The following is a 13,231-nucleotide window of genomic DNA, read 5'->3' on the forward strand; positions in this document are numbered from 1 at the left end:
AATACTGCTCACAATCTGACAATCCAAATCAAGACTATATATGAAAGATTATTACAGTGCGAAGCTTTCAGCCATGAGTCTGTGGCAATGTTATGAGCTGGCGCCACCGCGCATTCAGCAATATATGAAAGCGGAAGCCGACCATGTGGTAAACAACATACACAACAATGATCTGGTGCTGGAACTGGGATGCGGTTATGGCCGGTTATTGCCATTTTTTGCCGCGAAAGCAAGGATGGTGATTGGCATCGATACCTCCCGTTCAAGTATTTTACTGGGTCGTAAGCTGCTCTCAGATTTATCGAATTGTATGCTGCTGCAAATGAATGCCATACACCTCGCCTTCCCCGATAATATGTTCGATGTGGTTGTTTGCATTCAGAACGGGATATCGGCATTCCATGTGGACCAGGAATTACTCATTAGGGAGAGCATTCGTGTGACCAAAAACGGGGGAAAGGTACTCTTTTCAAGTTATTCCGAAAAGATCTGGCAACAACGTTTGGAATGGTTTCACAGGCAGTCGGCTGCCGGCCTCCTCGGTGAAATAGATACGAATAAAACAAGGGAAGGTACAATCGTATGTCATGACGGATTTACTGCCACCACTGTCGGACCGGAACAATTCAAAACTCTGACAAAGCCAATTAAAAATATCAAGGTGAATATCGTCGAAGTGGATGAGTCGAGCCTGTTCTGTGAGATAATTCCGGTTAAAAAGTAAGGAAAGAACTTATGTTAATGATTCGGACTTCCTGATGATTTCCATTACATTTGTAGTAGTGCCTTTTAAATATGATCAAGAATATTCCGCATAGGTATGAACCGGCTTCTGGCAGATGAATGATCATGAAACAGAAGAACAAGCAATAATAAAAAACAGGCTAACATAAAGGCTATGAAAATATTTGTAATTGGAGGAACAGGATTAGTGGGAAGTTATTTATTACCGCGATTGGTCAAAAAGGGCCATGAAGTATTTGCTCTTACCCGTTCTGATAATAAAATTGAAAAAATTAAAGAAATAGGTGCAGTCAGTATTTCAGGTGATATAAGAAAACCACAGGAGTTCAAAAATAATTTACCGGAGCAACTTGATTTCATTGTTCTTCTTGCCATGCCAGGCGTGGTACCAGGACATAGAATGACCAGGAAGAGAAAGGAAGAATTAAGAATTGAAACTAATGATTTCTTTCGCAATTCTATGGAGCTGGCTATTCAATACCATATACCTATAATATTGCCTTCCGGCACAAGTTTTAAGACTAAAAATGAAGAAATAGCAGATGAGACCTGGCCCATACTCAGAGTTGGTCTTACAGAAATAGGCAAGGATACTGACGAAATGGTGAATATTGCCATCAATACTGGCCATCCTGAAGTCATTCAGCTGATATATGGAAAAATATATGGCAATGGTGGATTGTTCCGTTTCATGTATGAAATGATGGAAAAAGGGCGAAGTAAAATTATCGGGAAAGGAGATAATTATATTCCCAACATTCATGCAGGCGATGTCGCCAATGCAATAATTAAAGCTATTGAGAAAAAGCCTGTTGGAGAAAAATTTATTATCGCCGACGACATGCCTGTCACTCAAAAGGATTTTACTATTTATATGGCTGAATTGATGAACAGGAAACGACCTGGTCATATTCCGACATTTATTATTAAATTGGTTCTAGGAAGCGATTTTTATGAAATTATCCGGATGAATTGTAAAGTATCAAATGAAAAGGCAAAGAGGATGCTGGACTGGAAGCCTGAGTATCCATCATATAAGGAAGGATTGACGGCAGTGATTGAAGACATGAAAGAGCATAAACCTTACTTCGCTTGAGTGAGTAAGCAATTTCCCTTACATTCAGACTGATTAAGCAGGACTAAGCTTCAAACGCTTTTTCTGAAAGCGGCATGGGTTGTTATAAATTACTCAAAGAACTGCTGGCCAAAATGTGTGAATGACATTCTTCATTTGTTTTCTTCGTAAATTAGCCATGCCATTACGGCGAATCTGATGCCTCATGCTTAATCCAGCTGCGAGGCAGAAATGGAAACTACCCGTTTGGCAATCACTGGCAGCTATGGCCTGCACTCGATATTCTGTTTGGAAGCAAAGAGTAATTTATTGATAGTAAGATACAATTTTACAATCAAACTGGAGGATAAACTTATGATTAAAGAGATCACAGTTGAAAATCTTGACACAAGGACCTTCATTGATGAGAAGGTCAGTGAGATTAAACAGACAGTCAGTACTGGACTGGCTATTAACGCGCTCTCAGGAGGCGTTGATTCATCCACTGTGACCATGCTTGGGCATCGAGCCCTGGGCAAACGTCTCAGGACTGTCTTCATCGAAAACGGGTTGATGCGTGAAGGCGAGCCTGAACAGGTGGTGCATTTCTTCGAAAAACTTGGTGTCAGGGTGGAAGTCATCGATGCCAGTCAGGAGTTTTTCGCAGCACTAAAAGGACTCACCGACCCGGAAGCAAAACGTGAGGCAATCACGCAAACCTTTTACCGGTACGTCTTCGGCCGACTTGTGAAGGAAAGCGGGGCAAAACATCTGCTCCAGGGAACTATACTTACTGATGTTGATGAGACTGTGGCGGGCATCAAACGGCAGCACAATGTCTTCGAGCAGCTTGGCATAAATCCGCAGGAAGCTTTCGGTTACCATATTATAGAACCGCTCATTCAGTTACGGAAGGATGGGGTCAGAAAAGTCGGCAAAGCACTCGGATTGCCTGAAGGACTGTTTGACCGCATACCATTCCCCGGACCGGCCCTGTCAGCGCGCGTTATAGGCGAAGTGACACCCGATCGCATAGCAACAGTCCGCAAAGCTACCGTCATAGTCGAACGATTGCTGAAAAGCACCGGCGCATTTCAATATATGGCCATCCTGCATGAAGACCGCGTGACCGGTATGCGTGACGGCAAGCGCGATTTCGGGCAACAAATTGAAGTACGCTGCTGGGACAGCATCGATGCACGGACAGCTACACCAACAAAGCTTCCCTTCGAATTGCTTGAAAAACTTGCGAACGAAGTTATCCGGCAGGTGCCAGGTGTAGTAAGCATCACATATAATATCACAACCAAACCTCCTTCAACCATCGAGGCTGTCTAATATCGAAAGGATATGACCAGGAAGCTATTCATGATACTTTTTTCCTTGCCGGGATTTCTTTTTGCCCAGTTCTCCACTGAGGACAATTTCGTCCAGTATGTAAAACCGCTTGTAGGGACCAAGAAGATGGGACACACATATCCTGGCGCGACGGTGCCTTTTGGGATGGTACAGTTAAGTCCTGAAACAGATACCATACCCTATGAATTAAATGGCAAATATAATCCTGAAGTGTATGAATATTGTTCCGGCTACCAGTATGATGATCTGACAATTGTCGGCTTCAGCCATACCCACTTTAGTGGTACCGGCCATTCTGACCTGGGAGATTTCATGATCATGCCAACAGTGGGACCGTTACAATTAAATCCAGGAACATCAGACAAACCAGAAAGTGGATACCGTTCAGCGTTCACGCACGAAAATGAAATTGCTGAACCGGCCTATTATAAGGTATTTCTTGAAGATCACCACATCACAGCCGAACTGACAGCAACTGCACGGGTAGGGTTTCATCAGTATACATTTCCTGAGTCTGATGAAGCCCACATCATCCTTGATCTGATATCAGGAATTTACAATTATGAAGATAAGGATGTATGGACTTTTGTCAGGGTGGAAAATGATACCCTTGTGACGGGCTACAGGCAAACCAGTGGGTGGGCGCGTACACGGACGGTTTATTTTGCGATGGTTTTTTCCAAAGCCTTTTACCAGTATGGCTGGCAGAAACTGGATAACACCGTGTATAAAGGTTTCTGGCGAAAATTTGATGAAACAAAAAACTTCCCGGAGATGGCAGGCAGAAAAATCAAAGCCTATTTTGATTTCAAAACAAGTGAAGGCGAAAAAATTTTGATCAAATTCGCCCTATCCCCCGTCAGCACGGCCGGAGCAGTGAAAAATCTGCAGGCCGAAATCCCCCATTGGGATTTTAACAGGATAAAACGTGAAAGCCAGGATTTATGGAACAAGGTGCTGGGTAAGATCGTCGTCGAATCGAATACGGAGAGGGAAAAAGAGACCTTTTATACCGCACTGTATCATATTTTTCTCAGTCCGATCATTTACATGGATGTTGACAGCACCTACCGCGGACTGGATATGAATGTTCACCATGCTGACAATTTCACGAACTATACGATCTTTTCATTATGGGATACTTACCGGGCATTGCATCCTCTTTTTAATATCATTCAACCCAAACGCAATGCTGACATGATCAGGTCAATGCTCGCACATTATGATCAAAGCGTTCATCATATGCTGCCAGTTTGGTCACACTATGCCAATGAAAACTGGTGCATGATTGGTTATCATAGTGTGTCGGTGATAGCAGATGCCTTTATTAATGGGACATTAAATGAGCCTCAGGATAAAGCCCTCGAAGCCTGCATACAAACTGCCAAAACCAGCTATTATGATGGATTGGAATATTACATGAATCTTGGATATGTGCCGGATGACAAAAACACCTCATCTGTTTCAAAAACGCTGGAGTATGCCTATGATGACTGGTGTATCGCCCAGCTTGCCAGGAAAGCTGGTCATTATGATATTTATGATGATTTTATAAAACGGTCACAGAATTTCATCAATGTATATGATTCGTCAATAGGTTTCATGCGGCCCAAGCTGGCTGATGGAAGCTGGAGGCCTGATTTTAATACCTTAAGTACTCAAGGGCAGGGCTTTATTGAAGGAAATGCCTGGAATTATAGTCTGTACGTACCTCATGAGGTCACCAGGCTAATTGAAATGATGGGCGGCGGAAAAAAATTTATATCGCATCTTGATTCCCTGTTTTCCATGCAGATCGAAGATAAATATTTTGCAGAAACAGAAGACATCACGCGTGATGGCATCATTGGGAATTATGTTCATGGCAATGAACCCGGACATCATATTGCATTTATGTATAACTGGGCCGGAGAATCCTGGAAGACACAGGAACGTGTCAGAATGATCATGGATACCATGTATTCCAACACACCGGATGGGCTGTGTGGAAATGATGATGCCGGCCAGATGTCGGCATGGTATGTTTTTAATGCACTCGGATTTTATCCTGTCTGCCCAGGTTCCGGTCAATATGCAATTGGCAGCCCTGTTGTGAAAAACGCTATCATTTATCTGGAAAACGGGAAAAAGCTGACCATTGAAGCTCAAAATCAGGGTCATGAGAACATTTATGTCCAAAAACTTTTGATCAATGATAAACCTGTTGACCGCAATTATATTCTGCATTCTGAACTGATGAATGGCGGTAAGATCGTCTATATCATGGGGAATAGTCCGAATAAAAATTGGGGTATTAATCCACCCGAATAAAAATTTTGTACTTTGCAATATCCGGAATTCCGGAAACATTATTCAAAGTTGCTTATGAATATAGAAGCTTACTTTAAGATTACATATGGGCTTTATGTTGTAAGCTCTGTAAGCGATAATAAAACAAATGGTTATATAGCCAACGCTGTCTTTCAGGTGACTGCCGAACCAGCCCAGTTTGCCATCGCCTGTAACAAGGACAATTTCACTGCAGGCCTGATAAAACAAAGCAGGGTCTTTGCCATTTCTGTTCTTCAGAGAGACGCAAAAGCCGAAATAACCAAAGCATTCGGGTATACATCTGGCAAGGAGAGTAACAAATTCGGCAATTTGAAGTTTAAAACCGACAAAACCGGTGCACCAATACTGATTGAAGATTCGATCGCCTGGTTTGAATGTGAAGTCGTCCAGGAACTGGATGTCGGCTCACATATATTATTCATTGGAAAGGTGGATGATGGTGATTTGCTCGATGCTGATAAAGAACCCCTCACCTATGCTCACTATCGTGAAGTCAGGAAAGGTATGGCACCGAAAAATGCTCCGACCTATATCAGTGAGGAGAAGCTGAAGGCTTCACTCGCAAAGATGGATGAGGGCCTGTTTCAATGTCCTGTATGCAGTTATGTTTATGATCCCGAAAAAGGTGATATTCTGAACGATATCCCGCCAGGCACCCGTTTTGAAGATTTACCGGATGACTGGGTATGCCCAATCTGCGGAACTGAAAAAGCAGAATTTTACAAAAAACTTAAATAATAATACATCAGTTTTATGGAAAAGAATATCAAAGGAACCCGCACAGAGCAGAACCTGCTGAAAGCATTTGCAGGTGAGTCACAGGCACGAAACAGGTATGAATTTTTTGCCAAGATTGCCAAAAACGAAGGCTATGAGCAAATCAGCGCCATCTTTCAGAAAACAGCCGACCAGGAGAAAGAGCATGCAAAACGGTTTTTTAAATTTCTTATGGGTGGTGAAGCCGAAATTACAGCCTCCTACCCTGCCGGAAAATTAGGATTGACAGCCGAAAACCTGAAAGCTGCAGCCATGGGAGAAAACGAAGAATGGACAATGCTTTACCCCGGATTTGCAGAAATAGCCATGGAAGAAGGATTCTCTGAGGTTTCGGTAGCCTTTAAAATGATTGCTAAAGTTGAGGCCGAGCATGAAAAAAGATACCTGAAATTACTGAAAAACTTGGATGATGGAACCGTTTTCCAAAAGAAGGAAAAAGTACGTTGGGTTTGCAGGAATTGCGGCTATATTCATGAAGGAGAAAAAGCCCTGGAGAAATGCTCGGCATGCCTGCATCCAAAGGCCTACTTTGAATTAGCTGAAGAGAATTATTAATGGGAGATGAAATAGAATTCGTCTGTTTGTTCGATTCAAGTTAATAAAACCCGCCGGGATATAAAGACTGTGAAAGTCTTTTTTATTTTCTTTGTGACCTGATATTGGATCAAGGTTTTCCCTATGAATGCGATGCCCTTGCTGATAGGTGCGATTGCTGTATTTGTGCTTGCCTATCGTTTTTACTTCAGTTTCATCGCCGCTAAGGTAGCAGTGGCGGATGAAACAAGGCTTACACCTGCAGTGCGACTTTATGACAGGCAAAATTATCATCCCATGAGCAAATGGGTTCTGTTCGGGCATCATTTTGCTGCCATAGCAGGTGCAGGTCCGCTGGTGGGGCCGGTACTGGCAGTGCAATTCGGTTTCTTTCCGGGATTTCTCTGGATGCTGATAGGCGCTGTAATGGCAGGGGCTGTTCATGATTATATCATCTTGCTGGCATCCGTGCGCCACGATGGTAAATCCCTTGCTGAGATCGCCAGAACAGAGATCAGTAAGATAAGTGGTTTTACCTCCTCCGTGGCTGTCATTCTTATCATTATCGTCGCTCTGGCCGGCCTTGGTCTCGTTGTTGTCAATGCTTTGGCAGAGAGCTCATGGGGAACATTTACAATTGCTGTTACAATACCAATAGCTCTGTTCATGGGAGTGTGGATGTTTGTTTTTCGTAAGGGGCGCATAACGGAGGCCACTATCATTGGCGTCATTTTCCTGACACTGGCTGTCATATTGGGCAAGTATATTCCAGGATCATCATTTGCCCACTGGTTCACTTTTGATAGAAAAACGCTCACTCTCCTCCTTGCGGGATATGGATTCCTGGCATCTGTCTTACCTGTCTGGCTTCTGCTTGCTCCACGGGATTATCTGAGTTCAATCATGAAATTGTCAGTTGTGTTTATGCTGGCTGTCGGTATCATCATCGTGGCACCTGATCTTAAAATGCCTGCTTTTACTTCATTCACTCACGGCGGTGGGCCGATCATACCCGGCACGTTATTTCCTTATCTGTTTATAACCATTGCCTGCGGGGCTGTATCCGGCTTCCACTCCCTGGTCAGCTCAGGAACCACTCCCAAAATGATTTCAAGTGAATCACACATTAAGCCAATAGCTGTTGGTGCCATGCTATCCGAAGGGATTGTCAGCATACTGGCTCTTATTGCAGCCTCAAGCCTTTTTCCGCTGGATTATTTCCAAATCAATGTATCGCCGGAAAAATTCGAACAGATACTTCCGGCATTAAAGGCAATGGGATTTAATACATCAGCTCTTCCTGAATTATCGGCTGAGGTAGGGGAACAAATAGCAGGCCGTACTGGTGGGGCTGTTTCCCTTGCTGTAGGCATGGCACAAATATTTTCGTCTATCCCGGGGCTGAAAGGCCTGATGTCGTATTGGTACCATTTTGCTATCATGTTCGAGGCACTTTTTATTCTCACTACGATAGATGCAGGCACGCGTATAGCACGTTTTCTTTTACAGGAGTTTACAGGCCGGTTTTATAAGCCCTTCGGCAATGCAAAATGGATACCCGGGAACCTGATCACCAGCGCAGTCATTGTTTTTTCATGGGGCTATTTCATATATACAGGCAGTGTGACTACTATATGGCCGATGTTTGGCACTGCGAACCAGTTACTTGCCACAGCAGCTCTTGCAGTTGGCACTTCTTTCATCATCAACAGGGGCAAGGCCAAATATGCCTGGGTTACTATCATACCCATGTGCTTTGTTGGTGTTACTACACTTACGGCCGGATGGAAAAACATTACAGGTATTTACTTACCGCAAATTGCTGACATACAATCAAGAGTGCAGGGAATCATAAATTTTTCGCTCACTGTGCTGATTATGTCATGCGTTTTGATTATATTTATCGATGCTTTGCCAAAATGGTTCAGGCAGTCAGGGATTAAGCATGTCAACCTGAAGTCACAATAATGATAAAACCGTAAGTTTACGATAGAAAATAATCCTATGAGCATTCATGTATGCCCGATATGGTTGTCCTTCTCATTGGATAACTTTATCAGAAGGTGTTTCCATAATCCGAAGAATATCTTAAAAGAATATATCAGGCCCGGATTCATAGTAGCCGATATCGGCTGTGGACCAGGCTATTTTTCCATACCTCTGGCACAGATGGTCAGCGAAAAGGGAGTAGTCCTGGCTGTCGATATACAGGAGAAAATGCTCCTGAAAACCAAGAAAAACGCTGAAAAAAATCATGTAGATCATATAATTAAACTGGTTAAATGCCAACCCGATAATTTACAGGTCGGCGAAAAAACAGATTTCTTGCTGACATTCTGGATGGTTCATGAAGTGCAGGATATTCCCCATCTATTTGACCAGATATCTAAAATAATGAAACCAGGCTCACTGTACCTGTTATGTGAACCCAAAATACATGTTAATGGTGAAAGTTATCAAAAGATGATCGCCATGGCTGAAAAGGCTGGCTTGAAACCCTTAAGGGAAATAAAAATCCGGTTAAGCCGCAGCATGCTGTTTACGCTGTAAAACGATATCTCCGCTTCTTGTCACATGGAAACCTGTCCAGGAAATACCCCACTCAACATTTAATAGCTACAAGCTTCAAGCTACAAGATACAAGTTGAGTGAAGCGCAGCTGAGCGAAATCTGTTTAAAAACTCTATAAAGCGTGCACATGTGCAGGGTGGATTTATCTTTAAATCTTTATGCTGCTTTCGGGATAGGGAAAGCATTTGAATGTGGATTACAATGGGCATAGTAATACACAACAGAAATCATAGCCTGAATGCGATGTATCTGGAATCCCCCAAACATACAGATTAATGGCCCGTAAGTTTTGTCAGATGCCTGGTATTAGAATCTTAACCGGGGAAGTGGGCTGATATTAATGACAGGAGGAAATTAGTATTCAGCAGGCAGCAGGCATATAATACCTATTGTCGATTGCCCACTGATGACTGATCAATATCGGCTGAAATTACGTCTTTCGCCGCCTGGACTATCTCTCCGTTCTGTTCTAGGTTTAGCTATCGATACGGAAATGACTTTGCCATCAAATTCTGCTTGGTTCAATTCTTCAATGGCTTTCTTACCTTCTTCATCGTTTTTCATCTCAACGAATCCGAAACCTCTTGATCTGCCCGAAAATTTATCGGTAATCACTTTGGCTGATGTTACTTCGCCATACTCGTCAAATAACTGCTTTAAGTCTTCACTGCTAACTCTGAAACTTAAATTTGAAACAAAAATGTTCATGAAAATTAAAAATTAAAAATTAATAAAAAAAATTATAAAACTCTTGAGCGCAATTGGTATAATCCAACCACTTCTCAACTTGACCGGCAAAGATAGTGTATAATATATCACATGTAACACATTTTATCATTTTATTTTTCAAGCACTGAATTATGAGAGTGACAAAAACATTAAATGATTCAAAACTTATATATTTGCCAAAAAAACTTGAAGAGACTTTTTGCACTTGCTGTAATAATTGTTCTTGCCTTTAATACAGGTGGTTTCTGGCTTCTGTTTGAATTGCAGAAATTATCAAATTATATCCTTGTGCAAAAGGAACTTAAATCATCAGATGAGTACGAAATAATCAAACTTTCCAGGGGGGAATTTAACCGCTGCACAACCAAGGCAAAAGAGATCAAACTTGGTGATCAAATGTATGATTTTAACAAGAAGGTCATTCAGGGCGATACGGTTATTATATATTGTATCAGAGACACGAGGGAAGAAAATCTGATCTCTGCATTTTACAAATACCTGAAAAATCATCATTCAAAGGAAAATGATAAACTTCTTTCACACTTTATTCAGCTTCTTCATATAGTATTTGTGGTGCCTGATAATTTCCCTAATAATATAACTTCAGTTTTAGATAATCCTTTTCGAGAATGGAGGCATTTCTACCAATCGGTTTTTTTGCCGATTGACTCTCCTCCGCCAAAATGCTGATTGCCTTTTATTACCTTACTTTCCCATACAGACACGCTAAACGTGTAAAACAATAATTCTTACCGGATTGTCCGGTATTGCTAATTTTTATTTTATTAAATCGCAAAAAATGAAAAAAATCATCTTTATTACCATTATTCTATCGATAGCTTTTATGCCATTAAAAGCCCAGGTCCTTAAGCAGGACACTATAAGCAAGACTGTTCAGCTGGATGAAGTGGTTATTTCCGCAAACAAAGTGGAAGAGAATAAACGATATGTTGCACAGCAGGTTCAAACTATCCCAATACGTCAGATCAAATACCTCAATCTGCAAAGTACTGCAGAGCTCATCCAGAACAGTGGTACAGTAACTATGCAGAAAAGCCAGCAGGGTGGCGGAAGTCCTGTTATCCGTGGCTTTGAGGCCAGCCGGGTTTTACTCATGATCGATGGAGTCAGAATGAACAACCTCATATACCGTATCGGACATCTGCAAAATGTCATAACCGCCGACCAGAACACATTTGAGAGAGTCGAAATATTATTTGGGCCTTCGTCAACAGTTTATGGAAGCGATGCACTGGGCGGAGTTATCCATTTCTTTACAAAAGATCCATTGCTGGCCGGTGAGTCACAAAAACTCAATTTCACTGGCAATGCTTTTGCCCGGTATGGCACAGCCAATAATGAAATGACCGGCCATCTTGACCTGAATTTCGGCACCAGGAAATTCGGATCATTAACATCATTTACATATAGCGATTTTGGAGATTTGCTAATGGGTGGAAATCCTAATCCATTTTATAACACTTTTGGACAACGTATCCACTATGCTGAACGTATCGATGGAAAGGATTCGCTTGTAGCCAATAATAATATTCTGCTGCAGAGGCAGAGTGCATATTCCCAGTATGATCTGCTGCAAAAATTCCTCTATCAGCCAAATCAGGATATTTCGCACCTTATCAATATTCAATTGTCAAACTCGTCGGATATTCCCCGGTATGACCGTCTGACCGATCCGAAAGGAGAAGGATTAAAATATGCTGAATGGTTTTACGGACCGCAATTCAGATTGCTGACAGCGTACGATATGAATGTTAGTAACCGGCTTGAATTCAACAACATCCATCTCAATATAAGCTACCAGAATATTGAAGAAAGCCGGCACACACGTAATTTCGGAAAAGACAACCTGACCCACCGTCATGAAAAAGTGCAGGTGGCAGGGTTTAATCTTGATTTAACTAAAAATATCCGGACAAACAGTATCCGTTTCGGGATTGACGGTCAGTACAACACCCTAAAGTCGACGGCATTTGAGGAAGACATTGTCAGTGGAGAGACCTCACCTCTTGATACACGTTACCCCGATGGCGACAACCGGATGACGCTGGTCGGGGCCTATGGCACCCATACCTGGCAGATCAACGATAAATTTGTCCTGAATGATGGCATACGTGTGGGTTATGCAACACTATTTTCAACATTTGTCGATAAAACATTCTTCACCTTTCCATTCAATGAAGTAAATCAAAATAATCTGACCTATAGCGGCAGTCTGGGGCTCATCTTTCTACCTACCCAGTCCTGGAAGTTTTCTGTCAATGGCAGTACAGGTTTCAGAGTACCTAATGTGGATGACCTGAGCAAGGTCTTTGAATCAACCCCTGGTAACGTCACTGTTCCCAATCCTGATCTTAAACCTGAGAAAACCGTCAACGGGGACCTGAATATTACCAGATGGTGCGACGAAATGTTCAGCTGGGAAAATGTTTTCTATGGCACGTACTTTTTTGATGTTATTGTAAAGGATACATTCCTTTTCGATGGCCAGGATTCCATCATGTACGATGGCACCATGAGCCGTGTGATGGCCAACCAAAATAAAGAAAATGCATTTATCTTAGGCTATTCTACGACACTAAAAGCTGATCTGACTGATAATTTCGGTCTGACAGCATCCTTAAATTATACTTACGGCCGCATAATCGGTGACAGCACTAACACCCCACTCGACCACATACCGCCTATTTTCGGAAGAATCGGGATGACATATAAATGTTGTGGATTCACATCGGAGTTGTTTACCAACTTCAATGGTTGGAAACGTCTGAAAGATTATTATCTGAATGGTGAGGACAATGAGGCATATGCCACGCCGGATGGAATGCCCGCATGGTATACCCTCAATGCAAGAGTATCGTACCAGGCCAGCAAATACATTTTGCTGCAGGCTGGTGTCGACAATATTTTTGATATACAATACCGGACATTCGCTTCAGGCATAAATGCGCCTGGAAGAAATCTGTTCGTTACAGTAAGAGTTAGTTTCTGAGAAATCAGGGACTCCATCCATACTTTGGATGGAATCCCTTTTTAGCTTGTCATCTATCTGGAGTCTCATCATGATATTCCGAATATATCCGATGAGGATTACAATTCAAATGAGCCGGAAGT

The 13,231-nt window shown here is 42.2% G+C and carries 11 protein-coding genes; 10 read left to right on the forward strand and 1 reads right to left on the reverse strand.

Going from position 1 to position 13,231, the window contains the following annotated elements; all coding sequences use genetic code 11:
- Window positions 1–40 precede the first annotated feature (40 nt).
- The 8 genes from NT175_04905 (at window position 41) to NT175_04940 (ending at window position 9,349) form a co-directional block, all read left to right on the forward strand.
- Window positions 41–724: a class I SAM-dependent methyltransferase gene (locus NT175_04905; protein ID MCX6234054.1), complete on the forward strand. Its 684-nt coding sequence runs from the start codon at window positions 41–43 to the stop codon at window positions 722–724.
- Window positions 725–898: 174 nt separating this feature from the next.
- Window positions 899–1,840: an NAD(P)-dependent oxidoreductase gene (locus NT175_04910; GenBank protein MCX6234055.1), complete on the forward strand. Its 942-nt coding sequence runs from the start codon at window positions 899–901 to the stop codon at window positions 1,838–1,840.
- Window positions 1,841–2,173: 333 nt separating this feature from the next.
- The gene (locus NT175_04915) at window positions 2,174–3,136 is read left to right on the forward strand and encodes an asparagine synthase-related protein (GenBank protein MCX6234056.1); all 963 of its coding nucleotides are present in this window, start codon (window positions 2,174–2,176) and stop codon (window positions 3,134–3,136) included.
- A 12-nt stretch (window positions 3,137–3,148) separates the two neighbouring features.
- On the forward strand, window positions 3,149–5,467 hold the full coding sequence (locus NT175_04920) for a GH92 family glycosyl hydrolase (protein MCX6234057.1): 2,319 nt from the start codon (window positions 3,149–3,151) through the stop codon (window positions 5,465–5,467).
- 54 nt (window positions 5,468–5,521) lie between these two features.
- On the forward strand, window positions 5,522–6,226 hold the full coding sequence (locus tag NT175_04925; protein ID MCX6234058.1) for a flavin reductase: 705 nt from the start codon (window positions 5,522–5,524) through the stop codon (window positions 6,224–6,226).
- A gap of 15 nt (window positions 6,227–6,241) precedes the next feature.
- On the forward strand, window positions 6,242–6,820 hold the full coding sequence (locus tag NT175_04930; GenBank protein ID MCX6234059.1) for a rubrerythrin family protein: 579 nt from the start codon (window positions 6,242–6,244) through the stop codon (window positions 6,818–6,820).
- Between the two features lie 123 nt (window positions 6,821–6,943).
- Window positions 6,944–8,767 (forward strand): carbon starvation protein A, encoded by a 1,824-nt coding sequence (locus tag NT175_04935; protein ID MCX6234060.1) that lies wholly within the window; start codon window positions 6,944–6,946, stop codon window positions 8,765–8,767.
- A 36-nt stretch (window positions 8,768–8,803) separates the two neighbouring features.
- Complete coding sequence (locus NT175_04940) at window positions 8,804–9,349, forward strand: class I SAM-dependent methyltransferase (protein ID MCX6234061.1); 546 nt, start codon at window positions 8,804–8,806, stop codon at window positions 9,347–9,349.
- 435 nt (window positions 9,350–9,784) lie between these two features.
- Here NT175_04940 and NT175_04945 read toward each other — a convergent pair whose 3' ends face one another.
- Window positions 9,785–10,078 (reverse strand): RNA-binding protein, encoded by a 294-nt coding sequence (locus NT175_04945; protein MCX6234062.1) that lies wholly within the window; start codon window positions 10,076–10,078, stop codon window positions 9,785–9,787.
- A 207-nt stretch (window positions 10,079–10,285) separates the two neighbouring features.
- On the opposite strand from NT175_04945, the gene NT175_04950 reads away from it, so the two are divergent.
- Both NT175_04950 and NT175_04955 read left to right on the forward strand, forming a co-directional pair.
- Window positions 10,286–10,789 (forward strand): hypothetical protein, encoded by a 504-nt coding sequence (locus NT175_04950; protein MCX6234063.1) that lies wholly within the window; start codon window positions 10,286–10,288, stop codon window positions 10,787–10,789.
- A 109-nt stretch (window positions 10,790–10,898) separates the two neighbouring features.
- Entirely contained in the window at window positions 10,899–13,109 is a 2,211-nt protein-coding gene (locus NT175_04955) for a TonB-dependent receptor (protein MCX6234064.1), read from the forward strand.
- Window positions 13,110–13,231 lie beyond the last annotated feature (122 nt).

Source organism: Bacteroidota bacterium (assembly GCA_026391695.1).
GTDB lineage: Bacteria > Bacteroidota > Bacteroidia > Bacteroidales > JAGONC01 > JAPLDP01.

Excerpts from the sequence above, each read along its gene's own strand:
- NT175_04925 (MCX6234058.1), top strand. The coding sequence starts at position 5,522 with ATGAATATAGAAGCTTACTTTAAGATTACATATGGGCTTTATGTTGTA.
- NT175_04940 (MCX6234061.1), top strand. The coding sequence starts at position 8,804 with ATGAGCATTCATGTATGCCCGATATGGTTGTCCTTCTCATTGGATAAC.
- NT175_04915 (MCX6234056.1), top strand. The coding sequence starts at position 2,174 with ATGATTAAAGAGATCACAGTTGAAAATCTTGACACAAGGACCTTCATT.
- NT175_04920 (MCX6234057.1), top strand. The coding sequence starts at position 3,149 with ATGACCAGGAAGCTATTCATGATACTTTTTTCCTTGCCGGGATTTCTT.
- NT175_04910 (MCX6234055.1), top strand. The coding sequence starts at position 899 with ATGAAAATATTTGTAATTGGAGGAACAGGATTAGTGGGAAGTTATTTA.
- NT175_04945 (MCX6234062.1), bottom strand. The coding sequence starts at position 10,078 with ATGAACATTTTTGTTTCAAATTTAAGTTTCAGAGTTAGCAGTGAAGAC.
- NT175_04955 (MCX6234064.1), top strand. The coding sequence starts at position 10,899 with ATGAAAAAAATCATCTTTATTACCATTATTCTATCGATAGCTTTTATG.
- NT175_04935 (MCX6234060.1), top strand. The coding sequence starts at position 6,944 with ATGAATGCGATGCCCTTGCTGATAGGTGCGATTGCTGTATTTGTGCTT.
- NT175_04930 (MCX6234059.1), top strand. The coding sequence starts at position 6,242 with ATGGAAAAGAATATCAAAGGAACCCGCACAGAGCAGAACCTGCTGAAA.
- NT175_04905 (MCX6234054.1), top strand. The coding sequence starts at position 41 with ATGAAAGATTATTACAGTGCGAAGCTTTCAGCCATGAGTCTGTGGCAA.